General features: G+C 66.9%; 20 protein-coding genes and 1 pseudogene. 14 read left to right on the top strand and 7 right to left on the bottom strand.

Annotated features, from left to right (window positions below):
- Positions 1-82: 82 nt before the first annotated feature.
- Positions 83-424, top strand: a complete 342-nt coding sequence (locus tag OG729_RS01965) for a hypothetical protein (protein WP_147467569.1) — start codon at positions 83-85, stop codon at positions 422-424.
- A 593-nt stretch (positions 425-1,017) separates the two neighbouring features.
- Positions 1,018-2,409: an ISL3 family transposase gene (locus tag OG729_RS01960; RefSeq protein WP_405803845.1), complete on the top strand. Its 1,392-nt coding sequence runs from the start codon at positions 1,018-1,020 to the stop codon at positions 2,407-2,409.
- On the opposite strand, the gene OG729_RS01955 is transcribed toward OG729_RS01960, so the two are convergent.
- A complete protein-coding gene (locus tag OG729_RS01955; RefSeq protein ID WP_405803843.1) occupies positions 2,349-3,068 on the bottom strand; it encodes a hypothetical protein in 720 nt (239 codons plus the stop codon). The two genes, OG729_RS01960 and OG729_RS01955, sit on opposite strands and share 61 nt — an antisense overlap.
- Positions 3,069-3,106: 38 nt before the next feature.
- The gene (locus tag OG729_RS01950) at positions 3,107-3,748 is read right to left on the bottom strand and encodes a hypothetical protein (RefSeq protein ID WP_405803842.1); all 642 of its coding nucleotides are present in this window, start codon (positions 3,746-3,748) and stop codon (positions 3,107-3,109) included.
- Positions 3,749-3,922: 174 nt separating this feature from the next.
- Here OG729_RS01950 and OG729_RS01945 point away from each other — a divergent pair, with 174 nt between their 5' ends.
- Together OG729_RS01945 and OG729_RS01940 are read left to right on the top strand one after the other, a co-directional pair.
- Positions 3,923-5,782: a hypothetical protein gene (locus OG729_RS01945; RefSeq protein WP_405803841.1), complete on the top strand. Its 1,860-nt coding sequence runs from the start codon at positions 3,923-3,925 to the stop codon at positions 5,780-5,782.
- 37 nt (positions 5,783-5,819) lie between these two features.
- Complete coding sequence (locus OG729_RS01940; protein WP_405803839.1) at positions 5,820-6,275, top strand: hypothetical protein; 456 nt, start codon at positions 5,820-5,822, stop codon at positions 6,273-6,275.
- 98 nt (positions 6,276-6,373) lie between these two features.
- On the opposite strand, the pseudogene OG729_RS01935 reads toward OG729_RS01940, so the two are convergent.
- Positions 6,374-6,478 (bottom strand): annotated as a pseudogene (locus OG729_RS01935) (IS5/IS1182 family transposase); the annotation flags it as partial.
- Positions 6,479-6,634: 156 nt separating this feature from the next.
- Here OG729_RS01935 and OG729_RS01930 point away from each other — a divergent pair.
- On the top strand, positions 6,635-7,843 hold the full coding sequence (locus tag OG729_RS01930) for an ISAs1 family transposase (protein ID WP_405803838.1): 1,209 nt from the start codon (positions 6,635-6,637) through the stop codon (positions 7,841-7,843).
- Between the two features lie 220 nt (positions 7,844-8,063).
- On the opposite strand, the gene OG729_RS01925 is transcribed toward OG729_RS01930, so the two are convergent.
- Positions 8,064-8,612 carry a hypothetical protein gene (locus OG729_RS01925; protein WP_405803837.1) on the bottom strand — a complete coding sequence of 183 codons (549 nt, stop codon included), beginning with the start codon at positions 8,610-8,612 and terminating at the stop codon, positions 8,064-8,066.
- Positions 8,613-9,073: 461 nt separating this feature from the next.
- Between OG729_RS01925 and OG729_RS01920 the strand changes: the two genes are divergently transcribed.
- From OG729_RS01920 to OG729_RS01895, 6 genes are all read left to right on the top strand, one after another.
- Positions 9,074-10,291 (top strand): S8 family peptidase, encoded by a 1,218-nt coding sequence (locus OG729_RS01920; RefSeq protein ID WP_405803836.1) that lies wholly within the window; start codon positions 9,074-9,076, stop codon positions 10,289-10,291.
- Positions 10,292-10,734: 443 nt separating this feature from the next.
- Positions 10,735-11,826, top strand: coding sequence for a S1 family peptidase (locus OG729_RS01915; RefSeq protein ID WP_405803834.1), 1,092 nt, complete (start codon positions 10,735-10,737; stop codon positions 11,824-11,826).
- Positions 11,827-12,269: 443 nt separating this feature from the next.
- On the top strand, positions 12,270-12,956 hold the full coding sequence (locus tag OG729_RS01910; protein WP_405803832.1) for an aspartate/glutamate racemase family protein: 687 nt from the start codon (positions 12,270-12,272) through the stop codon (positions 12,954-12,956).
- A 58-nt stretch (positions 12,957-13,014) separates the two neighbouring features.
- On the top strand, positions 13,015-13,431 hold the full coding sequence (locus OG729_RS01905; protein ID WP_405811009.1) for a GNAT family N-acetyltransferase: 417 nt from the start codon (positions 13,015-13,017) through the stop codon (positions 13,429-13,431).
- Positions 13,432-13,574: 143 nt separating this feature from the next.
- On the top strand, positions 13,575-14,153 hold the full coding sequence (locus OG729_RS01900) for a TetR/AcrR family transcriptional regulator (protein WP_405803830.1): 579 nt from the start codon (positions 13,575-13,577) through the stop codon (positions 14,151-14,153).
- 5 nt (positions 14,154-14,158) lie between these two features.
- Positions 14,159-15,604 (top strand): MFS transporter, encoded by a 1,446-nt coding sequence (locus OG729_RS01895; protein WP_405803829.1) that lies wholly within the window; start codon positions 14,159-14,161, stop codon positions 15,602-15,604.
- A gap of 1,251 nt (positions 15,605-16,855) precedes the next feature.
- On the opposite strand, the gene OG729_RS01890 is transcribed toward OG729_RS01895, so the two are convergent.
- The 3 genes from OG729_RS01890 to OG729_RS01880 form a co-directional block, all read right to left on the bottom strand.
- Positions 16,856-17,053, bottom strand: a complete 198-nt coding sequence (locus OG729_RS01890) for a hypothetical protein (RefSeq protein ID WP_360869501.1) — start codon at positions 17,051-17,053, stop codon at positions 16,856-16,858.
- Between the two features lie 380 nt (positions 17,054-17,433).
- A complete protein-coding gene (locus tag OG729_RS01885; protein ID WP_405803827.1) occupies positions 17,434-18,111 on the bottom strand; it encodes an NUDIX domain-containing protein in 678 nt (225 codons plus the stop codon).
- The gene (locus OG729_RS01880; protein WP_405803825.1) at positions 18,108-18,491 is read right to left on the bottom strand and encodes a DUF4406 domain-containing protein; all 384 of its coding nucleotides are present in this window, start codon (positions 18,489-18,491) and stop codon (positions 18,108-18,110) included. Before OG729_RS01880 ends, OG729_RS01885 begins: the two co-directional genes overlap by 4 nt.
- A 49-nt stretch (positions 18,492-18,540) precedes the next feature.
- Between OG729_RS01880 and OG729_RS01875 the strand changes: the two genes are divergently transcribed.
- The 3 genes from OG729_RS01875 to OG729_RS01865 all read left to right on the top strand — a co-directional run bounded on the left by OG729_RS01875 (position 18,541) and on the right by OG729_RS01865 (position 24,425).
- A complete protein-coding gene (locus OG729_RS01875; RefSeq protein ID WP_405803823.1) occupies positions 18,541-19,299 on the top strand; it encodes a DeoR/GlpR family DNA-binding transcription regulator in 759 nt (252 codons plus the stop codon).
- 191 nt (positions 19,300-19,490) lie between these two features.
- Positions 19,491-22,145 (top strand): LuxR C-terminal-related transcriptional regulator, encoded by a 2,655-nt coding sequence (locus tag OG729_RS01870; protein ID WP_405803821.1) that lies wholly within the window; start codon positions 19,491-19,493, stop codon positions 22,143-22,145.
- A gap of 519 nt (positions 22,146-22,664) precedes the next feature.
- Positions 22,665-24,425 (top strand): serine/threonine-protein kinase, encoded by a 1,761-nt coding sequence (locus tag OG729_RS01865; protein ID WP_405803820.1) that lies wholly within the window; start codon positions 22,665-22,667, stop codon positions 24,423-24,425.
- Positions 24,426-24,433 lie beyond the last annotated feature (8 nt).

The raw sequence follows: 24,433 nt of genomic DNA, 5'->3' as shown, positions 1-24,433 counted from the left end.
GCCAGTCATCGTCATCCTGGCCGCCGGGTGTGGGGGAGGGGGAAATCGAGCTCCTGTGGGCAGCCCGTCGAAATCAGTGCTGGTGTCTGATCCGGACCGTCCTGACAGCGGAAAGGAGACGCCGGGCCATCTCGGACCCGGGACGGTCAAACTTCCTGTTTCTGCTGACCGGATCGCCGAACTAGGCGTCCGCTACGACTGTCTCGGACCTGGCGGTCTCACTGTCACTAGCGGAACCGGCCTCAGCGCCGAGGTCGGTGGCTGCGACGACAGCGCCACGTTCGGCGCCCGCATCAAGGCGAAGGATTTGCACGGCAGAAAATTCGCGGACACGGTCACCGTCACGGTCGGCAAGCGTACGAGGTGGCGTATGTCCGTGGACATCACCACCAAGGACGGTGTGAAGCAGACCGTCCACGGCTGATCGCGTGACGAGACCCCCGCTGATGCTGATCTCTGACTACGGGCTGACGCGGGGGCGACAAGTTCCAGGCCGGTTCCGGCCAGGAAACCGATGAGGAGTTCGGGGTGGCGCTGGGCGTAGCGCAGGGTGCTCTTCGTGGCCCAGTACTCCAGTCGTACTTCGTGATCTGACGGATCAACGGGGTGGTGGGTTCAGTCGAGGTCGGTGAGGCGTCGCTTGCAGTGAGAAGCCGCATCTCAACCGATCTTGAAACCTGCAGGTCGAACGGAGTTCCTGGTCGGGTGATCTTCCGGCCGTACGCGCATGAAGGCAGGGCCTCCTGGTAGCTCGGGGGTGCGACCCCATTCCGAGCGTTCCGGGAGGCCCTGTTGCAGGGCGGTTGCAAGTTCCGGGGTCGTGCGGCTGGTCGGGTTGTGACCGGTTGGGGCGCATAACGGGTCTTCGAACTTGAGCGGTGCGCGTCGGATACGTGCTGACTGTTCGTCACAGGCTGTGATGAGCGGGGCTGTTGTCGACCCTGGATGCAGGGCGCCCGTGGTCCTGGTTGATCATTTCTATTCTCTACGCAGAATGATCACTGGGGAGCCACGGGCTTGGTCAACGATACGACGTTGCTGCTGGACCTCGACGGGGTGTCCGTCATGCGGGTCGAGCGGTGCGAGGACGGTGGCCGCCGGGTCCACCTGGCCACGGCGGATGTCTCGGCCCGGGCCTGCCCGGCCTGCGGGGTCCTCGCATCCCGGGTGAAGGGATCCGCCACCACCCGGCCCCGTGATCTCCCTTACGGGGAGCGCGGGTTGGAGTTCTTCTGGCACAAGCGGCGCTGGTTCTGCCGCGAGCCGGCTTGTCCTCGCGCGTCGTTCACCGAGCAGATCCCGCAGATCCCGGCCGGCGCCCGGCTGACGGAGAGGCTACGGAGTACGGCCGGGCGTCGGATACGGGATGCTGGCTCCACGGTCATTCCGGCCACCCGCGATCTGCATCTGTCCTGGCCGACCGTGATGGATGCCTTCCGGACAGTGGCCCACGAGGTCGTCCAAGCGCCGCTGCCCGAGGTCGGGGTGTTGGGCATCGACGAGACCCGGCGGGGCAAGACGAAGTGGGAACAGGACCCCGACACCGGCAAGTGGCGGCTGACGCGGGATCGCTGGCACACCGGGTTCGTCGACGCCCTCGGAAACGGTGGGCTGCTCGGCCAGGTCGAGGGCCGCACCGTCGCCGACGTCCTGGCCTGGCTCGCCACCACGCCGCTGGAGTGGAAGAAGCGCATCCGATATGTCGCCATCGACATGTCGGCCACCTACCGGGCCGCCGTACACACCGGTCTTCCGGACGCCATCGTGGTCGTCGACCACTTCCACGTCGTCCAGCTCACCAACAAGATGCTCTCCCTGGTGCGGCGCCGGACCACCGCCCAGGTGCGCGGGCGGCGCGGACGGGCCAGCGATCCGGAATGGAAGGCCCGACGCCGCCTGCTGCGCAACCGGGAAGACCTCACCGACGAGCAGTTCGCACGGATGTGGAATCCCCTGCTCGACGAGGGGCAGATCGGACAGACGCTGCTGACCGCATGGATCGCCAAGGAGTCCCTGCGCAACCTCCTGGCCCTGGCCCGCACCGGCGCAAGCCGTCACCAAGTCGGCCTGGACCGTTGGAAGTTCCTGACCTGGTGCGCGGACTCCGACATCCCCGAAGTCCGCACCCTGGCGACCACCGTCGACCGCTGGTGGCCCGAGATCGCGTCGTTCATCGACACCGGCCACAGCAACGCCAAAAGCGAGGGCATCAACCGCGTGATCAAGCTCGTCGCCCGCAACGCTTTCGGATTCCGCAACGCCACGAACCAGCGACTACGCACACGCTGCGTCACCACCCGCCGAGCCCGCGGACACATCCGGCGAACCCGCTTCATGCAATGCCCTGGTCACTGCGGCCCCTGCTGCAACCGCCGCAACTCCTCCTCTACCTCCGCATCCGCGTTCTGACCCCGCAAATTCAGCATCTGCATGTCCTCATTTCGCATGGCCTCTTTGAATTGAGCTACCCTCTTGGCCTCGATGTCTCGTACGTGCGCGGCCCCGTCCTTTCGTACCGACGTGTCGAGAATTCGGAGTTGGTCAGCAATGCGGGCCAGCGCACCTCGGGTTTCCGCTATTCGAAGTCGTCTTTCCAGGGATTCCGTGAATCGTTCAAGGTCAGCTCGGGATTCACGCATGAAAGCTTCAACTTCTCTGCAGGTGCGAACGATTTCATCGGATTCCAGCAACGCGGTCTGCCACGCGTCTATGTCCTTGCGTAGACGGCGCGCCTTCAGCAAAGCTACTCGAGCCTCGGGCGGCAGATCGGCCGGGCTCTTGGCCTTTCGGGCCACGGGGGACACCAACTGCCGCAGCTCCCGCTCGGACTTGGAGGCATCCGATATCTGTAGGCTGAGGAGTTCGTTGTCGCACGTTTCCCGGATGAGTTGCGCACGCAACTCGTCTTCCAATGCTTTCCACCGTGCGATCGCGGCATTGGGTTGCGGTCCGTACTGCTGGGGCCGGGCTGTACCTTCCTCCAATGTCTGGAGGAAGGTGACGGCGCGCTCTGCGATGCCCAATACCTCCCCGACCCGCGCCGGAAGGTTGCTCTGATCTCCTGTCATTTCTCTCTCGCTTCCTAGCTAGTCCCCGGCTCCGTGGTTCACGACTGATTACGCTGAGAGAGCTTCTGGATCGCGTTGGCCAGCCCGCGCAGGTTCTGCTCCGCTGAGAGGGCCTGGGCGCCGCTTCCCCGTCCGCCTCTCGCTATGGCTTCAGTCAGCTCACGGTGCACCGCAGCCGCCGCCACGCTGATCTTGTCTAGCTGTTGAGCGTCGTCCTTTAGTGACCGGCGCGGCTCATTGCCCAGTCTCTTCCATTCGTGCCCGAGACGAGTGAGCGAGATCAGCTTGACCATCACAGCGTTGAGCGCGGTCAACGCGCTCTCGACATGGGCTCGCAATCTGTCGGTGAACTCCTTCTCCACTCCCGCCGCATCCGCAACACCGGCGCTATGCGTCAGCACTGCCAGCCATTCAGCCGCACGGAGTAGCGGTTTCCGTGTTGGCCACGCGGGTAATTGTTCGATTAATCCCTGGACCTTCTGAGGGTCACCTTCCCGTGTCGTACGGGCGAGTTCGATTCCCACCCAGGCGGGATCATTGATGCGGGCAAGTCGGGCGGCCTCCGCTTGGGCTTGGGCCTCCGCTTGGGCTTGGGCCAGGGCTTCGGCCTCCTTGCGTTTCTTTTCGTCGTACCACGCCCAGATGAGGAACAGGACGACGCCCAGCACGATCAATTCCACGGACACCTCAAGGAAACCGGAGTTCGCACGATACGCACAGTCATAGTGGCAGGGGAGTTGCCATGAGCGCCATGCGTGTTCGCCCCTGGTGTGTCACGGATGCGCCAGTGCGCCCTCCCAAGTGCCAGTCTCTGGTGGGACGCTGATGCTGTGGATATGAGTCGGCACTGCTCGATGGACAACGGTGCGTGGACGGATTTGATCACCAACGCCACGATGCTTACAGCGGAGGAACGGGACGACCCTCGGCCGTGGTTGGGAGAACCCGGCGGGTCGCACGATGTGGCCGCGTACGTTCACGAGTCCACCCATCACTGGTGCTTCAACTCACGTGTGGGCAATGCACTGTTCACTGTGGCTGCCCGAGCTGACAGCAATGCCCAGGTGTATCTGCTGCGCCGTGCCGCCTCCACTTGGCGGGACTACTCTCCAGAACTCGACGCGGTGGGCGAGGCGTTGAGTGACCTGGTCGAAGAGCGGGGCGGGCTGGGGCGAAACGGCGGCTGGCTGACGGCCGAGGACCGGGTAGATGCCCCTTGGTTGATACTCGACGATGTCCTACGTTTCCAGGTCACCATCCGTTTGTTGCGGCCACTCGCCGAAGGGTTGGCTCTCTTCGCAGAACACGACGCGGTACCCCGGGTGAACAGCCGTGCGGGAAGCCACCTTGCCAAGGATCTCGCCTTTTACTTCAAAGGCGCATCCAACCTGGGCAAGAACGATCTGATCATCGAGCCGTTCAGCACCCTGGCTGCGGCAGGCGGCGTTCTGCGTGACGCCCGGCTCAGCCCCTACGGCCTGGCGTCGAAGGCCAGTCTGCTGGCAGCTCCGCTGAGCACCAGTGCACAGGGCTATCTCCCCGGCTATCTTGCGGTCAAGAACATGTGGTGGCACCTCAGCAGCCAGGACAGTCGGCTCGCCACCGAGACGGACCTCGTGCTGGCCTATCTGCGCAGCTATTTCTACGACGACCCCGGCCTGGCGACAGTGCTGCTCACCCCTCCCGAGCGCGATCCACTCGTCAGTGTCGACCGCGTCGTGGACCATCTGGCTCGCAGGCTTGCCGACATCGAGCGGGTGACGGCAAACGACGTGGCGTTGTTTGAGGACTCACTGGTGCGGTTCACCCAGACCGGGGAGCCGGGGACGGGAGACGGCATCCTCGCCGACCCCCGCTGCCGTGAACGTGCGACACCCCTCTTCATGGAGACCGTGCAGTCTCTGGGCGAGGGGCCTCGGCAGAAGTTGCTGGGTGAGGTTGTCGTGCAAGCCACCCAGGGTCTGCTGTTTCGGGTATGGAGGAGACGGCCGTACCTCACCGTCTCTTCCGTCCCGGTCACGCTGCGCGTACGTGGTGACGGCGCGGGGGCAGAAGTCGAATGGCGGGGAAAGCCGCTCTTCGTCGTGGCGGCTTCGGATCTGACACCGCATGCTGCTGCCGGTTCGTACGATGCCAGGCTGGAGATTCTGCTCGTGACGGCTATGACGGGAAGGGACCTGCTGTGCCGGGGCGCCTTCGTCACCGCGCAAAGCCGCCTACTCTCCTGCACCATGAACCGGCAAGCCTCTGCCGATCTGCGGCGGACGATGCTCACGCACCATCAGGATCGCGACGAACTTGTCGCCGCCGGTGGCCAGTTGTCGGGCTTTGCCAATGCCATGGTCACACACATGGATGGTCTTAAACAGTTCCTCGACCGCACCATGAGGCAGACCATCCCCGTCGCTGACTCCCTGTTGCGGGACACGGCGCTGTGGTCGTCACGTGACCAGGCATCGACCGAGCACTGTGGGGAGCTGATGTTGGAGGACGGCCTCGTCCCTGTGCTCGGCTCGGCTCGGCTGCTGAACTCCTTGGCTCTGCTCGGTCTCGCGACCGGTATCGACCCCGACCGCTCCCGGGTAGCCGAGGTGTTCGCCTCCAGGGGATTCGACCTGGAGTGGACGCTCGATCAGCTGGATGCCTGCTGGCACACGCATGGCTACCCACCCCGGGTGACGCGCTCCCCGGAACTTCTACTGAGCCTCGTGTGACGCCGCCTCGCCCGACCCCTCGAAAGGATGCTCACACATGACCGACACCAACCCGGAGCACGACGGCCAAGTGCAGACCGGGGAACCCTTCGTGGTCATCAAGGGTTTATGGCTCGTCGAATTCCACGAACTGCACGAGAGCCTGCCACCGGGCGCCATCCGCAAACAGTCGCGTGCCGCCGATGACGGCCGTACGTACGGAGACCTCGGCACCATCGTCGCGGTGCTCACTCTGACGAGCGCAGCACTCCAGACCTTCACCGCCTGGCTTCAAGCACGCCAGGCGAAGCATCTGGGGCGGACCGAACCGCAGCCGGAGCCATCAGGTCAGGGATACACCTTGGAGTTGCGGTCCGACGGAACTGTCGTGATCACGCTGCCCCGGCTCGGCAGGACGGACGGGGAGCGTTCGGGTGATCCAGCCCTCTCCATTGATCCAGCATTCTCCATCCAAGAACTGCGCGTACAGCTTGAAAGGCTCCTTGGCCCCTGAAGTTTCGCCATTTTCTTGATCGGCTGGAGGCGGGCGGGTCACGCTGCGTGAAACCGACTGAGAGGGCATTTGATCTAGGCATATTACCCTTTTTTGCCCTAGTAGGTCCCTCGCCAGGTTGGTGTGGTCTCATCCGTTATGCGTCTGGCAAGGTTGTCGATCGACGCGATGTGGATCATGGCTTCGGAGCTGGTCGTCACAGTCTGTGACGACCAGTCAGCGCGTATCCGACGCGCACCGCTCAAGTTCGAAGACCCCGCATAACAAGGCAGGCACGGGCTTCGTGATCATTGTGGTGTCTAAGCCAGATGATCATGAGGTGGCCCGTGCCTGCTGCTGCATCCTCTCCCATACCTGCCGTGCTGGTGAAACTGGGCCCGCTGGACAGCGGCCGGATCGCCGACCTGCGCCCCTACTTCGACTCGGTGCCCGACCCGCGCGCACGGCGGGGCCGGTGGTACTCACTCACAGCGATCATGCTGGTGTGCGCCTGCGCGGCTGTCTCGGGAGCCAGGAGCATCGACGAACTCGCCGAGTGGGGCCAGCGTGCCTCGACGGCACTCCTGACGGCGATCCGGATCCGCCGCCACCTGCTCAGATGGCGGCGCACTCCGGCGCCGGCCACGATCGGCCGTGTGCTGGGGGCTGTTGACGGTGACGCCCTGGACCGGGCGGTCGGCGCCTACCTGGCCGACCGGCACCGCGCCGCCACCGAACCCGCCCAGGCTTCGTCGCCCTCCGGGTTCGGGCCGTCGCGTGTGATCGCTGTCGACGGCAAGGCACTCAAGGGATCAGCCCGTCTCACCGCGACGCGCCGACATCTGCTCTCCGCGGTCACCCACGGCACCGTCGTGACCCTTGCCCAGGTAGAAGTCGGCGCGAAGATGAACGAAACCACACACCTCTGTCCACTGCTGGCACCGCTGGACCTGACCGGCACCGTCGTCACCTTCGACGCCCTGCACTCGGTCAAGTCGAACATCTCCTGGCTGGTCGAGACCAAGAAGGCCCACTACATCGCCGTGATCAAGACCAACCAGCCCACCGTCCACGCCCAACTCGCCGCCCTGCCCTGGCAGTCCATCGCAGTCCAGCACACCGCCTCCGGGGCTGGACACGGACGCCGCGAGTCCCGCTCAATCAAGACCTGCTCGATCGCCGACAAACTCGGCGGAATCGCCTTTCCCCACGCCCGCCTGGCCATCCGCATCCACCGCCGCCGCAAGCAGACCGGCCGGCGTGAGACCCGTGAGAGTGTCTACGCCGTCACAAATCTCGACGCCCACCAAGCCGGTCCCGCCGATCTGGCCGCCGCGATTCGCGGGCACTGGGGCGTGGAGAACTCCTCGCACCACATCAGGGATGTCACCTTCGCCGAGGACGCCTCCACCGTCCACGCCGGGACCGCACCACGGGCCATGGCGACCCTCCGCAACCTCGCCATCGGCGCGCTGAAAACCCTCGGAGCCGACAACATCGCCAAGACCACCCGGGCGATCCGCGACGAGCCCCAACGAGCACTCCCCATCCTGGGCATCACCAACAATCCGGACGCCCACGGAACTTGATCAAACCCTGCCGCTCAAGGACACCGATTTCGCTGCACGGCCGGCCTGTTACCTGAAATCATCCCACCGTGCCCAGGCGATCGCGGGCATTCTGTTTGCCTGGTAGCGGTCCTGGAGAGCCTGTGCAGGGCGTGGAAGCTTCCTGTGCAAGGCCCGGGCGCCGATCCCCCTGGTTACCGCATGAGCCAGACCTCGTCCGTGCCCGATCGGTTGACGGACCTCACCTGTGATCTCTTGCGAGGCCGAGAGCCCCACATTCATCCTCGGTGATGCTGTCTGAATCGACGCCTTCGAAGCCGGCATAGCATTCGACCTCGTCACCACGGTCTTTTCCGGCCGCAATGGTGAAGATCTTGAGCAGCCTGTCCCTGCCGACCCGTATGCAGAGGCCCGCAAAGGGCGGGAAGGGCAAGTCGCACTCCTTACTCCACTGCGCATCTTTCGCGAAGGTGATAAGGCTGACTCGAACCGGGGAAGCGGCGTTTTTTGCGCGAGGGGTCGCAGGGTCGCCTTCCGCGAAGCCAAATGACTCGATTCTGGACGCAGTCGTAACGGTATTTTCCTGGTCATCGAACTCCACGACGCAAGTCACGCTGCCATCGGGGTCGTCGACAATGACCGTAACGATATTCAGAACTTCGTAGGTGTCGATACGTACCCCGAGGCCAGGAAACGGAGCGAATGGCAAGTCCACATCGCGCACCCACCTTCTATCCGCCGCCGACAGGACGAATCGTGTCTTGAAGGTCTCGGTCTGGTCATGATCCATAGCGGACAGACTGCCGGACTGCCTGATGAAACGTCAATCTCCACCGTGCACGGCTAGACGAGGACCTTTCGGGTTGCCACGCACGCCCACGGCACCTGCGACGAGTGCGAGCCGATCGCTCACAGCAGCGCCTCATGTGCAGCCTCCCAAGGCGGTTCGGGCACAGCTCCCGGCCTGGCATAGCGGACGCCCAAGCTGCGAGTACCAACTGGGCGCCGTCCACCTCAGATCGCGTCCCTGTTGGCTGTGACGTGCCAGAGCAGCCGTGGTCTCCACCGTGGCCGGATCCAGGTCCGACGTGCCGGGCTGCCCACGCGGCATGAGTAAGTACTGATTGCTCTGTGGCCGAGGGTGCACTCCCGGTGAGTATGTTCCGGCAAGAGGCTCGGACCGGCCCTCGGGCCCGATTCTGGTGCCGGGCGGAGGAAGAGCCTTCCTCGTACCCGGAAGGGCTGTGTGCCATGAAGAGAGTTGTCGCTGTCGCGGTGGCCGGAATCGCCGCCATTACCGCGTCGGCGCTTCCCTCCGAAGCGTCCGAAGCAGGTGTCCCGAAGGAAAGAGTGCCCCTCGTTCAGGCGGAGGAGGGAAGTCGTGACGGGGTGTACCTCGTCGCCGTCCGCGAGGACGAGGACCCGAACAGGGTCGCCGCATCATTGGGACTGACACCACGTCACATCTTCACTGGCGTCTATCACGGATTCTCCGTGAAGACGGACGCACACCACATCGAGGCGATGCGCGATCACCCGGAGAAGATCAAGAGGATCTCCGAGAACCACCGATTCCGGACCATGGACAGCGGTGTCAGGACGCCCATCTACCGCCTCTACACACAGGACAACCCCGGGTCCGCCCTCGACCGGATCGACCAGACGGACCTGCCGCTCGACAACAAGTACAAGTATCACGAGAAGGCGTGGGGGCAGTATGCCTACGTCATCGACAGCGGCATCGACGCCGACCATCCGGAATTCGGCGGCAGAGCGATCAATGTCTTCGCTGCCGACGGGGTGATAGAGAACGACTGCGAAGGGCACGGCACACATGTGGCGGGCATCATCGGGTCCGACACCTACGGTGTGGCCAAGCGCATCAATCTCCGCGGGGTGAAGGTCACCGAGGGCTGCAGCAGGGAGGCCAGCCCGGAATCGGTCCTGGCCGGCATGGACTACGTCTACAACTACGGAATCCAGCCTGGCGTGGTGAACATGTCCCTCGGCGGTGGATTCGACCCCGAGGTGAATCTCGGCGCTGCCAGACTCGCCACCAGGTTCTTCGTCGCGGCGGCAGCCGGGAACGACCGGGAGAACGCGTGCCTGCAGTCGCCCGCCGGTGTTCCCTCCGTCTTGACTGTCGGCGCGTCCAGCCATATCGGCGGCACGGACCGCGTCTGGGAGGACAGCGCGTCCGGACCGTGCGTCGATCTGTACGCACCCGGCAACTACGTCCGGTCGACGCTGCCGAACACGCCGACGAACCGGTGGGTTAACGGGCTGAAGAGCGGAACGTCGATGGCAACCCCGTTCGCCACGGGTGCGGCCGCCATCGTCCTGGCCCACAACCCGACCTTCACTCCGCAGAACGTGCACGACTGGCTCACCGGCAACGGCACGAAGGACCACCTCACCGGTGTCCCCGCCTTCACGCCGAACGTCCTGCTCAACAAGGGACGACTGTAGCCGCGCAACGGGTGCGCGGCGCCGGGCCTCGGTACCCGGATGCCCGAGCCGGACACGCCCCCCGTCGGGCAGCCGACGGCTGACGTTGCCAGGGCCCCGTCGGTGAACCCCCGCTGAGACTTCGCCTGATGGAGACCGAGACCCACCTCGACCGACACGAGCGGGTCGTTCACCCGGACTTCCTTCCCTCATGGCATGGGCCGTGCGGCGGCCAGTCGGGGCGACTCCCGGAGAGAGAACATGAACCCCCCTCTGAATGAACGGACATGGTGATGAATCGTCGTCGTTTCGCAGCCATCGGATCAGTACTCGCCGCGCTGCTGTTCATACCCGCCGGTGTGGCTTCGGCGCAGGTCTCAGCGGTCTCAGCGGCCTCAACGGCTTCAACGGTTTCAACGACCTCAGCGGGCGACCCGCAACCATCCGGAACGATAGAACCGACAATGGTCACGGCGTTCGCCCGCGACTTCGGAGTGTCACCGGACCAGGCCCGAAATCGGCTGGTCCTGCAGGGGCGGCAGATCGAGCTGGCGCACCGGCTCGAGAAGAGCCTCGGCGAGCGAGGCGCCGGTTCGTGGATCGACCACGCCACGGGGAAGCTGTACGCCAATGTCCTCGACGAAGCGGCGGGGCGCACCGCCCGCGCACAGGGCGCCACCCCGCGCCTGGTCCCTCATTCCCTGCGGAGACTGCGAGCAGTTGAGCAGCGTCTGGACCGGGCGACCGGAGGACGTCCCACGGCGGCCGGCAGCCGCTGGTACATCGACATGGTGAACAACCACGTCGTCCTCGCCGTGCCCCAAGGGACACGGGACGCGGCGAGCAGCGCGCTGCTGAAGGTGGCGGCGGAGGCCGGATCACTGGTGCGCGTAGAGCGGGAGGACGGCCGACTCCGTGACACGGCAGACAATCTGTACGGCGGAGTCGACATCTACAACAGCTCAAGCCACTGTTCCACCGGCTTCAATGTCCAAGGACCATCGGTCCTCGGCTATCGGGCGCAATATGTCCTGACTGCGGGTCACTGCATGGCCGGTGGAGCCAGCGCGCACTGGTACAGCAATGGCAGGTATGTGGGCCCAGTCACCACCTACACGTATGCCAACCAGGATCACGCAATCATCGCCACCAACACGGTTGACTGGGTTCCCCAGCCGAGTGTGTGGAGGTATGACGGCATGGTCAGCCCCGTGCGCGGCTCGACCAACGTGACAACCGGTTCCTATGTCTGCAAGTTTGGGCGTACGACGGGGTTCACATGTGGCACGGTCACGGCCACAAATGTCACCGCGTCCACCCCGACCGGCACCAAGACCGGTCAGGTGCAGACCAATCTGTGCGTGGAGCCCGGAGACAGCGGGGGCAGCGTCCTGGCAGGCAACCTGGCGGCGGGACTCACGGCTTCCAGCGTGACCTACGGCCCCGGCAAGGTGTGCGGCCAGAAGCTCACCCCCGCGGTCGCCAATGTGGCGCTGTTCCAGCCCATCGGCCCGGTACTCACCGCCTACGGCGTCTCCCTGCGTACCCAACCGTGAGCCGTCCCCGCGGACTTGGCCTGCGGCCCGTTGGGGATGTGCCGTCCCGCGCGGTGGGGGAGCGGGGAGACGCCGACGCATCGATGACAGTTCCCGGTGCGATCAGCGGGACAGTGAAGGAAGTCCCGTCTATGTGCGGCTGATTCAGCGGCGTGAACGGAACGTCGCGTATCCGCGTCGGTCTGAGCAGGTCGGGGACTGGGGGCGGTGGCTGCCGCTCCGTTTCCAGTCCCTGACGTCTCAATTGAGCGGGGCCCAATGCCTCGTTTGCCCTCCGGCACTACAGCCTCCCCGAATGCCCCCGCAGCTGTACCGAGCTGTTCGCCGCTTCAGCGTGGCGACGGAAGAACGGCACCGTGCAGGATGTGAGCCGACGAGGACTGCCGCTCTCGGGGTGGCCGTAGCGATATGAAAGCGGAGCGGAGAGAACAGTGGAGCACCCCTTGATCGGGATCCTTGCGGGCATGGGACCGCGGTCCACGGCTCCGTTCATCGACATGGTGGTGACGGAGTGCCAGCGGCAATATGGGGCGCGAGACGATATCGAGTTCCCCAAGATCATGATCTGCTCTCAGCCGGCTCCGTTCTACGAGGATCGCCCTGTCGACCATGACGTCCTGGAGGCTGCGATCCGCGTCGGTTTGGAGGATCTGGAGCGCACCGGTGCCGATCTTCTGGCGATTGCCTGCAACACTGCCCACGTCTACTTCCCGAGCCTGACCGAGGCCGTGAAGCCTCCTCTGCTCGACATGGTCTCGCTTACGGCTGAGGCGATGCCTGCCGCTGCGGGGACACTCGGCCTGATCGCTGCCCGCCCGACCGTGGAATCGGAGATCTACCAGGGGGCGCTGGCCGCACGGGGCTTCGACGTCGTGGATGTTGGTTGGCAGGGTGAGGTTGACCGCCTGCTCGGCTTGACTCGCTCTTCGGCCGGGTCGGCAGAGCTCGCCGAGGCCTGGCGCAAGATCGGCTTGCTGCTACGTCGCCTGGGTGTCGACACCGCAGTCGTCGCATGCCTCGATTTGAGCGCTATCCGCCTCCATGCTCCAGCTGACCTGCCGGTTATCGATGCTGCAGAATGCCTGGCAAGCGAAATCGTGCGGCGATGGCTTCAGCTTCGCGATTCTTGATCACATCGGCGATGCCTGGTGAGCCGCCGCCCATGCGAGGAGCAACCCGTTGGACTACATGATCGACGACAGCCCCGGCCGGATTGATGTGGAACTGGTGCACGGATTCCTGGCGACCCACGCGCCATGGGCCACGAACATACCGCGCGAGACTTTCATTCGCTCCTTGCGGACCTCCCTGTGCCTGGGCGCCTACGCTCCCGATGGCGGCCAGGTCGGCTTCCTGCGAGTGGTCACCGACCAGGCCACCTTCGCGTGGATCTGTGACGTCTTCGTGCTGCCTGAACACAGAGCCCACGGCATTGGCGACGCGCTGGTCAAGGCTGCCTTGGAACACCCGCAGACAGCTGGCGTCCGCCGCGTACTCCTGGCTACAGACACGGCACACGGGCTCTACGCGCGCTCTGGATTCGTCGCCGTCCCCGACAACCAGTACATGGAGATTGCGTACACCCCCCAACAGCTCTGGTCATGAGGCCGATACCGCGCCGGGCAGCTCCTGGACCCGTGGGCCGAGCTCACGACACGCTCCGGCCGGCAACCGTACGGGCGTGCCGGGGCCGAAGCGACGGAGTAAGCGAGTAGACACTGTCTACCAAGGCCTGGTAGACAGTGTCTATGGATGAGCAGGACACGGGTCTCCGCACCCGATTGGTGAAAGTCGGCGTCGACCTCGTGAACAGGGAGGGGATGCAGGCGCTGACCCTGCGCGAGATCGCCCGCCAGGCCGGGGTCTCGCACGGCGCCCCACGTCGCTACTTCCCCACCCACCTGGAGTTGCTGTCCGCCATCGCGCGTCAGGGCTTTCTGGAACTGACCGCCAGGGGCGCGGAGATCATGAGGGACAGTCAGGCGGGCCCGCGTGACCGGCTCATGACGCTGGGCCGGGCCTATCTCGACTTTGCGCTGTCCAACCGCGGCATGTTCGAGCTGATGTTCCGCCACGACCTGCTGGAGAGCAACTATCTCGGCCTGCGGGAAACCAGCCTGCCGCTCTTCACCGTTCTTGCGGACCTCGTCGCCCAGATCCGGCCCGATGCTGCGCCGCACGTCGTCTCGGGCGCACTGTGGGCGAACCTGCACGGCATCGCCCAGTTGTGGGCATGGGGGAGCCTCCAGGTCGCGGCGGGGGTCGACGACGTCGACACACTGCTGCGTGCCGCGCTGGACGCGCACCTCGGACCGGAATCCCGGTGAGTCCGGTGAGTCCGGTGAGCTCGGCCGGTACGAGGCGCCATCAGCAGCTCACGCTCGCCGGCAGCATCACCGGAGCCGTGATCGTCGCCCTCGACGGAACCGTCCTGACCGTCGTCCAGCCCACCATGCAGCGGGATCTGGATGCCTCGTTCGCGCAGGTGCAGTGGACCAGCACCGGATATCTGATCGCCGTGGCGAGCCTGCTCGTCTTCGCGGGCCGACTCGGTGACCGGTACGGCCACCGCCGGGTCTTCGCCGTCGGCATGCTGGGCTTCGCCGCCACGTCGGCGGGCGTGGGCCTGGCGGCCGACATCGGCTGGGTCATCGGCCTGCGGGTCGCCCAGGGGGTCTTCGGCGCGCTGCTGCAACCGGCCACACTCGGGATGCTGCGGGCCGCATACCCTCGCGACCGACTCGGCTTGCCCATCGCCCTGCGCACCAGTGCCATCGGGGTCGCGGCCGCGGCCGGCCCGCTCGTCGGCGGCGCCCTGGCCACCCCTTTCGGCTGGCGCGCGGTCTTCCTCCTGGGCGTGCTGCCCGCGCTCGCCGCAGGCGTGCTCGCGCTGGCCATGAGGGTGCCCGAGCCCCGAGGTGCCTCGGGCGCCGCGCTCGACCTGCCTGGAGCCTGTCTCCTGGCCATAGGTCTGGTTGGTCTCGTGCACACCCTCGTCCGCATACCCGAAACCGGCTGGACGGCGGCCACCGCGCTGGGACTTGTCGTCGTCACCGCTGCTGGTGCCGCCTTCGCCCGGCACGAGCGGCGGACCGAAAGCCCCCTGGTGCCGTCGAGCGTGCTGCGCTCCGCAAGCGTCACCTCGGCACTCGGCGTCCTGGTGTCCGCGTCGGCAGCGATGTTCGGCGCCCTGTTTCTGGGCACGTACTTCCTGCAGTACGTCCTCGCCCTGGACCCGCTCCGGAGCAGCCTGAGAGCTCTTCCCGGAGCCGTGATGATGGTCCTTGCCGCGCCTGTCTCCGCTGTGATGCTGCGCCGAAACGGACCTCGCCGGACGGTCGTCGCGGGGATGACACTCGTCGCCTTCGGAGTACTTCTGATGGTGCGCCTCGACCAGGCTTCGAGTGCCATGGCGATCGGCAGTTGCTTTCTCGTACTGGGCGCCGGCTTCGGCACCGTCATGGTCACCGCGACCGCCGTCATCGTGCACGAAGCGTCGGTGGACGCGGCGGGAGTGGCCGGCGGGCTCCAGCAGACCGCGATGAATGTCGGCCCGACGCTGGGGGTTGCGGCAGCCGCGACCCTGATGACGCTTGCCGCACCGGATCCGGCGAGAAGCCGGCCACCCGGCGATGGGCCCCTGCGGGCCGGCGATGCTGCCACCTTCTCGATGGAGCCCGCGTTGGTGGCGCTTGCGGCCGTGGCCGTGATCGGCGCGCTCCTGGCATTGCGGCTTCCCGGGCGCAGCAGTCGGCAGGCGCCGGCCGAGGACCGGTAGTGGTCTCGTTGTGGGGCCCGGCGCCCGCAGTGACAACTGGGCCTATGTGACCGCCGGGTGCTGGTCCGCGATGGAGATGGGCCGTCATGGACTTGAGTTCGTCATGACCGCGCACGTCCGCGACCACCGGTTCATCGAGCTCATGGCGATGATCGCTTATCGCCACTGCGGAGGGCATCAGCTCGACTTGGAGCACAGCATGCCGATTGGTGAACCGTGATGCCGTCAAGGCCGCAGTGGCGCCCAGCCGGATTTCAGTGCGAAATGAGTATTCCCTGCTCATGAGTTGAAGGCGATGAGAAGGACACTATGGGCTGCGGACCCGAACAGGAAAACCAGCGACAGGAGTAGTCATTGCACGCCCTACGAAGGATCGCAACGGCTCTGGGCGGAGTAGCCCTCGCCCTGGGCTTCAGTCTGGCCGCCGCACCGTCGGCATCCGCAGACATCAACGGGAAGTACCTCGAAACGTACCACTACACCTGCCAGAGCAGTGGGATCTACCATGACGCCTACGGGCCGACCACTGGTTATCGGGCTTATGGAAGCTACTGCCACTCCAAAACGAGCTTCCACTCCGGTTACATCCGCCTGGTGACAAGTTGTTCATGGGGCTTCACCTATTACTCCGACTGGGTGTGGGTAGATCCGGCGTCCTCGGGGGTGAACGTCGTGAGCCCCAAGGAGTCGGAAATGGGCTGCACATGGGGCGTCTCCACCGCCTGGCTCGAGGAACGATAGGCCGATACCGGCTGTGCCTCGTCACTGGTCGCGGTAGCTGGCCCGGCGGTGGTAATGACGGCGAATGACTACGCCTCCGATGCGTCAATCGGTGGTCGACTGACGTGCGTGACGTTTCCGGCAGGGGCCAACTCGCCGTCCTTGCCGGACACGGCTCGAGGTTCCGCCACGTATTGGACCGGTGGTGGTTTGGTGGCAGACCTGGTCACTTCTCCCGCCGCTTGATGAACAGTAACCGAACGTGACTCGGGCAAAGCGAGAGGGTGTTCGGCCTCGGATCGGTGACGACCGGGTCGGACACCCTCTCGTTCCTGCCTCCCCCCAGTTCGTTCATCAACCAGTCGGCGACCAGGGACGTCCTACGGCTGCCGGAGGCAGAGCACAAACGTGCCACCGCGTGACAAGCCTGCGGCCTGTCACGCGGTGGCGACTGCGGTACGGCAGCGTGCGCCCAGCACGCAGGAACCGAAAGGGGGCGCACGTGTGGCCGGCGCCGAGCCGGAGCTCGGCTCAGTACTCCACGATGCGGACGGATTCCACACCGAAGGTGCAGGAGCTCGTCCATTTGGTGACCGTTCCGTCCGTCCAGCCGCCGGAGCTGACGGAGTACAACGGGCTCCACGCACACTCGGCGCGGACCACCCATCGTCCGGTACCGGTGCACGTACCCCATGCCTGGTTGCCGGAGATCCCGGCGGTACAGTTCATGTGGTAGACGGGAGTCTCGGCTGCGGCAGCCGAGGGTGCGGTGAGCAGCCCCAAACCGGTTATCGCCACTGCCGCTGCTCCGACTGCGGGAGCTTTCCTCAAGAGCGCGGACCGCTTGCTCATGCCAATCTCCATCTGATGGTCGGTCGATATGCGAAGGCGTCGATGGCCTTCTGCCGCCAAACTATTGCTTCGCAGCGGTAACAAACATGAGCAGCCTTTACTCACTTACCGTCAAATTCATGGAAACCAAAGCAACTTGGCGTCGCGCAGCGTTATCGGCCCAACCGGAAATGGGAGACCGTTCGGCCTCGGTGATACGTCGCTTGCGGCCCTGGCCTGAAGAGGGGCTGGCCGGGGTGCTTGAGGGGACGACGCAGTCAGCGGCCGCCCGCTGCGGGGGCGAAGGGTCCCTCCAGGGCCGCCCATTGCAGGAGCAGGATGGTCTTGCCGTCGGTGATGAGTCCGTCGCGGGTCATGGCGAGGGCTTCGTCGAAGTGCAGTTCGAGGACCTCGATGTCTTCGCCGTCTTCCTCAAGTCCGCCGCCGGTTCCGGTCCGGTCGGCCGCAGTGTAGGGGGCCGCGAAGAAGTGCAGGCGCTCGGTGACGGAGCCGGGGCTCATGTAGGCGTCGAGGACGTGGGTGAGCGGGCCGAGCGTGACGCCGAGTTCCTCGGTGCTCTCGCGCCGGCCGGCGGCCGGCGGGTCGTCCGCGTCGAGCAGCCCTGCGGCGGCTTCGACGAGCATGCCGTCGGGGTGGCCGTTGACGTAGGCCGGGTAGCGGAACTGACGGGTGAGCAGGACGCAGCGGCGTTCGGCGTCGTAGGGCAGGACGACCGCGCCGTTGCCGCGGTCGTAGGTCTCGTGCTGCTGGGTGACCCAACGTCCGTCGCGGCGGCGGTAGTCGAAGGTGGTGCGGCGCAGTACGTGCCAGCCCTGGGAGGTGAGCTCGACGTCGCGGACCACGACGTCGGGATTGCGGTCCAGGTCGCGGCCGGCGCGGTCGAGGCCGGTACGGCCGCGGTGGTCTGGGGTGTCGATGCCGGGGCGGGTGTTCACGCGGTCCCGTGCGGGGTGCGGGGCGGGATCTGTGCGAGGTCGTGGTAGACGGGCAGGCCGCGGCGGCGGGCGGTGGCGATGTCCTGGTCGGCTCCGGCGGAGTCGCCCGGCAGGCGCAGCACGGCGTCGCAGTGCGCGAGCAGGCGCTCGGCGGTCGGGTACAGCACCTGGTCGGCGAGGGGGTCGGTGGGGCCCGCGCCGGCCGAGCGCAGGACGGGCAGGGCGACCCACTCCCCGATCACGGGGAGGTGGCCGGCGGCGAAGACGGGCCACGCGGCCGCTTCGAGGCGGGCGAGGTTGGCGGCCATGGCCTGCGGGTCGCCTCCGGTGCCGGAGCGGTAGGGCCCGGCGATCAGGATGAGCATTGGCTTGTCGTTCATGCGGCGCTACGATACATGCAGAAACGTGCAAGAACAGGAGAGACTGTGGATGCTGGCTGCTGAACGGCGTGACCACCTGCTGGGTCTGCTCGCCCGCGAGGGCAAGATCGTCGCCAAGGACGTCGCCGCGGAGTTGGGGATCTCCGAGGACAGCGTGCGGCGCGACCTGCGCGATCTCGCGGCCGAGGGACTGTGCCAGCGGGTCTACGGCGGGGCGCTTCCCGTCTCGCCGGCCGCGGCGGACTACACCGCCCGGCAGACCGTGGCCCCGGACGGCAAGCGGAAGGTCGCGTCGGTGGCCGCCGGGCTGGTGCGGCCGGGCGGCGCGCTGATCCTCGACGGCGGCACCACCGCCCTCGCCGTCGCCCGCGCACTCCCGCAGGACCTGGCCTGCACCGTGATCACCCACAGCCCGACAATTGCCGCGGCACTGCTCGACCATCGGCAGGCGGAGCTCTTCCTGCTCGGTGGCCGCATCTTCAAGCACTCGGCGGTCGCCTGCGGTGCGACCGCGGTCGAGGCCGCGCAGAACGTCTCCGCCGACCTCTGCCTGCTCGGCGTCACCGGCGTGCATCCCGAGGCGGGACTGACCACTGGCGACGCCGAGGAGGCCGCGATGAAGCGTGCGCTGGCCGCACGCGCGGCGGACACCTACATCCTCGCCTCCTCCGAGAAGATCGGCACAGCTTCGCGGTTCCGTGTCCTGCCCTGGGAAGAGATCAGCGGACTGATCACCGACGCCGACCCCCACGACGCGGTCGTCGAGCAGCTCAGGGCGGTCGGCGTGGAGATCCTGATGGCCGGCTGACAGCTACGGGCCGAACGCTCACCGACCGGCCGGTGATTCAAGGCACCAAACCGCCACCACGACCCAGCTATTCACAGGAATTGACAAGTGCTCCGCGGCCGGGCGCCGGGAAAAGCGGTGGGCAACGAGCCCGCCGCTGAGCCCATACTGGCTCGGGGCGCGCAGGAAGATGCCCACAAGTTGGAGCGACGATGAACATGAATGCCTTGCCACGGCAGTGGCCGCTGGTGGGGCGAGCACCCCAACTGGCGGCGTTCGACCAGGTGGTGGCCGACCCGGAGTACACCGGCTTTCTCATCCACGGCGCCGCCGGAGTGGGCAAGTCCCGGCTGGCCCAGGAGTGCCTTGCCCGGGCGACGCAGGCCGGTCGCCCGACCGGCAGGGCGATGGCCACTGCCGCGGCGGCGCAGATGCCGCTCGGTGCCATCGCCCACCTGCTGCCCGACGGAGTCGATCTGTCGGAGCCGGTCTCGGGTTTCGCAAAGGTACGCCGCCTGATGGCGGGCACATCGGGGCAACACTCCCCAGTGGTGCTGATGATCGACGACCTGCAACTGCTGGACACGACCTCCACGATTCTGCTGCGGCAGCTGATGGACGCTCGCGTGATCTTCCTGCTGGCCACGGTACGTACAGGCGAGTCCCACAGTGACGCGGTTGCCGCCCTGGGGCGGGGGGACGCGGTGCACCAGGTGGAACTGGACCAGTTCGAGTGGCAGGAGGTCGACACGCTGCTCCAGCGGGTGCTCGAAGGGCCCGTCAACAGGAAGTCGAGTTACCAGATGTACGCCGCGAGCGGCGGCAATCCGCTCTTCCTGCGCGAGCTGGTACAGGGCGCGCTCGCTGCCGGAACCCTCGCCAGCGACGGGGAGATCTGGGAGCTGGCCGCAACCGACAAGCTCCACGTCACCCAAGAGCTGACCGACCTGATCCGGCACCGGCTCGCGGCCGCCACCGCAACGGGCCGTCAGGTGCTCGACACCCTGGCGCTCTGCGAACCGCTGTCCGTGGCGCACCTGGAGTCCGACACGGGGGCCGACATCCTCCATGAGCTGGAACGCTCCGGGCTGGTCACCGCCTTCCAGGACAAGCGGCGCACCTCGCTGCGCCTGGCCCACCCCCTGCACGGCGAGGTACTCCGGGCCGACATGACTGCTGTGCGCCGCCGGCAGATTCTGCTGCACCAGGCCTCTGTGCTGGAGAAGACGGGGGCCCGCCGCAGAGAGGACGCGATGCAACTGGCCTCCTATCACCTGGCGGCCACGGGCACCGCCGAACGCGTGCTGCTCGCCCAGGCAGCAGCCCTGGCCCTGTACTCCCGAGACCACTCCCGCGCGCTGGAGTTTCTGCGCGCCATACCCGAGGAGGGCCGCACCCTTGGCGAGCTGCTCCTGCTCGGGAAGGCGCTGCACGCGGAAGGAAAGACCGGACAGGCGAAGTCAGTCCTTGCCGCCGCCGACGCCCTGGCAGAGAGCGAGCCGGAAGCACTGGCGGTGGCACTCTTGCGCACGCAGAACCTGATCTGGGGTGAAGGAGCACCCCTCCAGGTGGCGCTCGCCGCCAACGACTGCGCTCGCGACCGGGTGGTCAGCCCGTTCGGCCTGCGTATGCTCAGGACCAACGAGGCCGCCATCCGTGTCAGCGTGGGCGACTTCGCGGGCAGCCTGGCCCTCCTCGATGACGTGGAGAGCGACGCGGCACAGGCCCCCGACGTGCAGCTGTGGCTCATGGCCGCGACGGGGAAGGCAGCTGCGCTCGCCTTCCTCGGCAGAGGGGCGGAGGGGGCCGTCTGGGCGGAGCGCGCCGTGGCGGTGTGCGCCGCCACCAGTGTCGACAAGTTTGCGATGGCCACGGACGATGCAGCGGTCAAGTCGGTACTGGTCCTGGCGCTGACGGAGAGCGGGCGGCTGGCCGAGGCCCGGTCCCTGGCCGCGCGGACGTTCGCCGAGCTCGGTGACGTGCCCGCGGGCCCGCAGCGCATGCTGCTGGCCTTCCACTTGGGCCGGAACTACTGGCTTGCGGGACGTCCTGCGTCGGCACGCCGCTGGTACGCCGAAGTCGCCCGGGCAAGCCGTCCCGGAACCATGATCGGCCGAACGCTGGCGCTGTGCGGTGTGGCGGCGTCCGCCGCGCTGCTCGGCGATGCCCCCGCGGCGGAAGCGGCGCTGGTTGAGCATGCCCGTGTGGATCGTTCGGTGTACATACCCGAGGAACGGCTCGGGGACGCATGGCTGCATGCCGCCCGCGGCGAGCTGGAGCTCGCCCGCAAAGTGCTTGAATCAGCCGTGCGGGATGCCAGGGAGCGAGGCCAAACGGCGTTCGAGGTGATCCTGCTCACCGATCTGGCCAGAATGGGCAGGGCGAAGGACGTCGCGGACCGGATGGCCGAACTGGCCCTGCTGTGCGACGGGCCCTTCAACGCGGCCCGTGCCGAGTTCGTCGCGGCTCTGGCCGCCGACGATGCGGAACGGCTGCTCGATGTGACTTACCAACTGGAGACAGTGGGAGCAAACCTGCTGGCGGCCGAAGCAGCGAACGCTGCGGCGGTGCTGTGGAACAAGGCAGGGCACACGCGCTGTTCCGCCGCCGCTGCCGCGCGTTCGGCGGCCAACGCCGAACAGTGCGAGGGGGCGCTCTCCCCTGTTCTCATTCCGGCCGTGGCGACCGTGCCGCTCACCCGCCGCGAACGGGAGATCGCGCTCCTCGCGTCCAGGGGTCTGACAAGCAAGGACATCGCGGCGCGGCTGAGCGTGTCGAACCGCACGGTCGACAACCATCTCCAGCGCGTCTACGCCAAGCTCGGCATCACCAGCCGACGGGAACTGGTCGAGCGGCTGAACGGCTGACCCGGCAACAGGCGCTGCGGCAGCCCCCCTGACGGAGCGGCACCGCAGCTCGAGCGTCGGGGCTGACGGGGTGGCTGCGGTCGATCGCGGTGGAGCTGGGCGGCCGCTCGGCAGCCCCAGCCCTGACCGGGCCGGCGCCGCCGACCGGTTCGGTGGGATCCTCGGCAGCTTCACCGGGCCCGACCGAACGCGGAGATCTCATCGCCCGCTCCAGTGCGCCGTACGAACGACGCACCGTGGTCCGCGTCGGCCGCAGGCGTGGCCGCTCCTCGCTCCAGTGGCGCTTCCCGGTGGGGGAGCACAACGCGGCCACAACCGATGACCGCTGTACCGAGGCTCCCCAAGGCCGGCTACCCACCCGGCCGGTCAGGCAGAAGTGAGTAGCGATCACTCATGCGCAGCGGCTCCCGGGCGGCCATGCTGACCCACGCTGCCCTGTTCCCGGCCCCGCCCTTCGCGGCGCCGGGACTGAGCGCCACCGCGGCGCGGGCTGACAGAGAAGAAAGGCAGAAGGGTCCCTTGAACAGTTGGTCAATCCCCGGTTTTGTCGAGACTCGGGAACTGGGGTCCGGCGGCAGCGGACGTGTAGTGATGGCCGTCGAGCAGTCCACCGGTGACCTGGTGGCGATCAAGTACCTCGATGCCCGGCTGGCAGGTGACTCCCGCTTTCTCCAGGCTTTCCGCACCGAGGCGCGACTTCTCAGGGACCTGCGTTCCCCGCACGTTGCCCGCTTCCACCGGTATGTGGAGAGCGAGGAGGGCGCCGCGCTGGTGATGGAACTGATCGACGGGCCCTCGCTGAGGACATTGCTCCGACAGGAGGGAGCCACCACCCCGGAAGCCGCTCTGACGGTACTCAAGGGCTCCCTGCTCGGCCTCTGCGCCGCACACGAGGCCGGCATTGTGCACCGCGACTACAAGCCCGAAAACGTGCTGGTCACCGTCGAAGGCGTCTCAAAGCTCGTCGATTTCGGGATCGCGGCCCGCGATGGGAGCACCCCCAGCGGAGCCGGCACCCCGATGTACATGGCACCCGAGCAGTGGCAGGGCGAGGCGGCCTCCCCGGCCACGGACGTCTATGCCGCCACCGCCACGTTCTTCGAGTGCCTGACCGGAGCACGGCCGTTCCGGGGTGAGCACTTGGCCGAGATAGCCGTGCAGCATCTGTCGGCGGAGATACCTGTCCGTTCTGTGCCGGAGCCGGTTCGGCCCGTGATCGAACGCGGTATGGCCAAGAGCCCACTGGACCGGCCGGCCTCGGCAGCCGACTTCCTCTCTGAACTGGAGGAGGTGGCCGTCGCGAGCTATGGGGGCGACTGGGAGGAGCGGGGCCGCCGCGCGCTCGCGCTCTGCGCTGCGGGACTGGCGGTGGGCTTGTCGCAGCCTCACTACGGAGGGGACGCGGAAGCGGCAACCTCGCTCGCCACCACCGAGCTTGACGGACCGGTTGACGCCCGGGACGTCCAGCGGTCCGGCCGGCGTCCGGCCGGGGGCGACGCCGTACCTTCCGGCCGGCGCGCGAGGGCGGGACGTCGCCTGCGCGTTCCCGTACTCGTCGGCGCGGGCGTGCTGACGGGTGTGGCGGTGCTGACCGCCGTCGCGGTGAGCGGGGGACCGCAGGCGGTGTCCTCATCGTCGTCACCCGGGTCCACGACCTGGCCGGTGCCCGGCGAGGTGACTTCGCCGGGCACCTCAGGGCCCTCGCCCGAGTTTTCGGCATCCGCCCCCTCCTCGGCGTCCCCCTCCGTCTCCGCCGCACCCGGGTCACCCTCGGGTGGAGCGGACGGGGCCCCCGTCGGAGGGGGCACCGCCGGCGGGCCGGCCCGGCCCGGGCAGTCCGGCGCGTCGGCCCCGGATCCTTCCGCTCCGGGAGAGCAGGTGGCGACCACGTCCACCGGTGGTGGGGGGCAGACGCCGACGGCGCAATCCGCGTCGGTCAGCGGTGCAGAGATCACCTCGCTCAAGGCGGCGTCGTCGCAGCGGGCAGCCGATGCCGCGGTCACGGTCACCACGATCGGCCCCGACCCGGTCACCCTCACCCTGACCTGGTACAACAGCGACCAAAGTGGCACTCCTGGAGAACAGGACGGCGCCACGGAGACCTTTGTGCTCAAGGGACGCACCTCCTACGACCTCCGCTACACGCACACCTTCCGCAGCGACAGATGCCCGCGGTACTGGGGCCTGCGGATATCCACGACGCCAGGAGCCGGGTCGGGTGAGCCGTACCAGGACACGGGCGCCCTGGCATGCATGATCAACTTCCCTGAGCTGGGCTGAACACCGTG

Source organism: Streptomyces sp. NBC_00210, assembly GCF_045160975.1.
Lineage (GTDB): Bacteria > Actinomycetota > Actinomycetes > Streptomycetales > Streptomycetaceae > Streptomyces.
Note: the sequence above shows the minus strand (reverse complement) of the source record. Positions and strands in the feature narration are given on the sequence as shown.

Bases quoted from the DNA above. Each gene is read 5' to 3' on its own strand.
- OG729_RS01955 (WP_405803843.1), bottom strand. From the start codon at position 3,068: ATGACAGGAGATCAGAGCAACCTTCCGGCGCGGGTCGGGGAGGTATTG.
- OG729_RS01945 (WP_405803841.1), top strand. From the start codon at position 3,923: ATGGACAACGGTGCGTGGACGGATTTGATCACCAACGCCACGATGCTT.
- OG729_RS01940 (WP_405803839.1), top strand. From the start codon at position 5,820: ATGACCGACACCAACCCGGAGCACGACGGCCAAGTGCAGACCGGGGAA.
- OG729_RS01925 (WP_405803837.1), bottom strand. From the start codon at position 8,612: ATGGATCATGACCAGACCGAGACCTTCAAGACACGATTCGTCCTGTCG.
- OG729_RS01920 (WP_405803836.1), top strand. From the start codon at position 9,074: ATGAAGAGAGTTGTCGCTGTCGCGGTGGCCGGAATCGCCGCCATTACC.
- OG729_RS01915 (WP_405803834.1), top strand. From the start codon at position 10,735: ATGGTCACGGCGTTCGCCCGCGACTTCGGAGTGTCACCGGACCAGGCC.
- OG729_RS01905 (WP_405811009.1), top strand. From the start codon at position 13,015: ATGATCGACGACAGCCCCGGCCGGATTGATGTGGAACTGGTGCACGGA.
- OG729_RS01900 (WP_405803830.1), top strand. From the start codon at position 13,575: ATGGATGAGCAGGACACGGGTCTCCGCACCCGATTGGTGAAAGTCGGC.
- OG729_RS01890 (WP_360869501.1), bottom strand. From the start codon at position 17,053: ATGAACTGTACCGCCGGGATCTCCGGCAACCAGGCATGGGGTACGTGC.
- OG729_RS01880 (WP_405803825.1), bottom strand. From the start codon at position 18,491: ATGAACGACAAGCCAATGCTCATCCTGATCGCCGGGCCCTACCGCTCC.
- OG729_RS01875 (WP_405803823.1), top strand. From the start codon at position 18,541: ATGCTGGCTGCTGAACGGCGTGACCACCTGCTGGGTCTGCTCGCCCGC.
- OG729_RS01870 (WP_405803821.1), top strand. From the start codon at position 19,491: ATGAACATGAATGCCTTGCCACGGCAGTGGCCGCTGGTGGGGCGAGCA.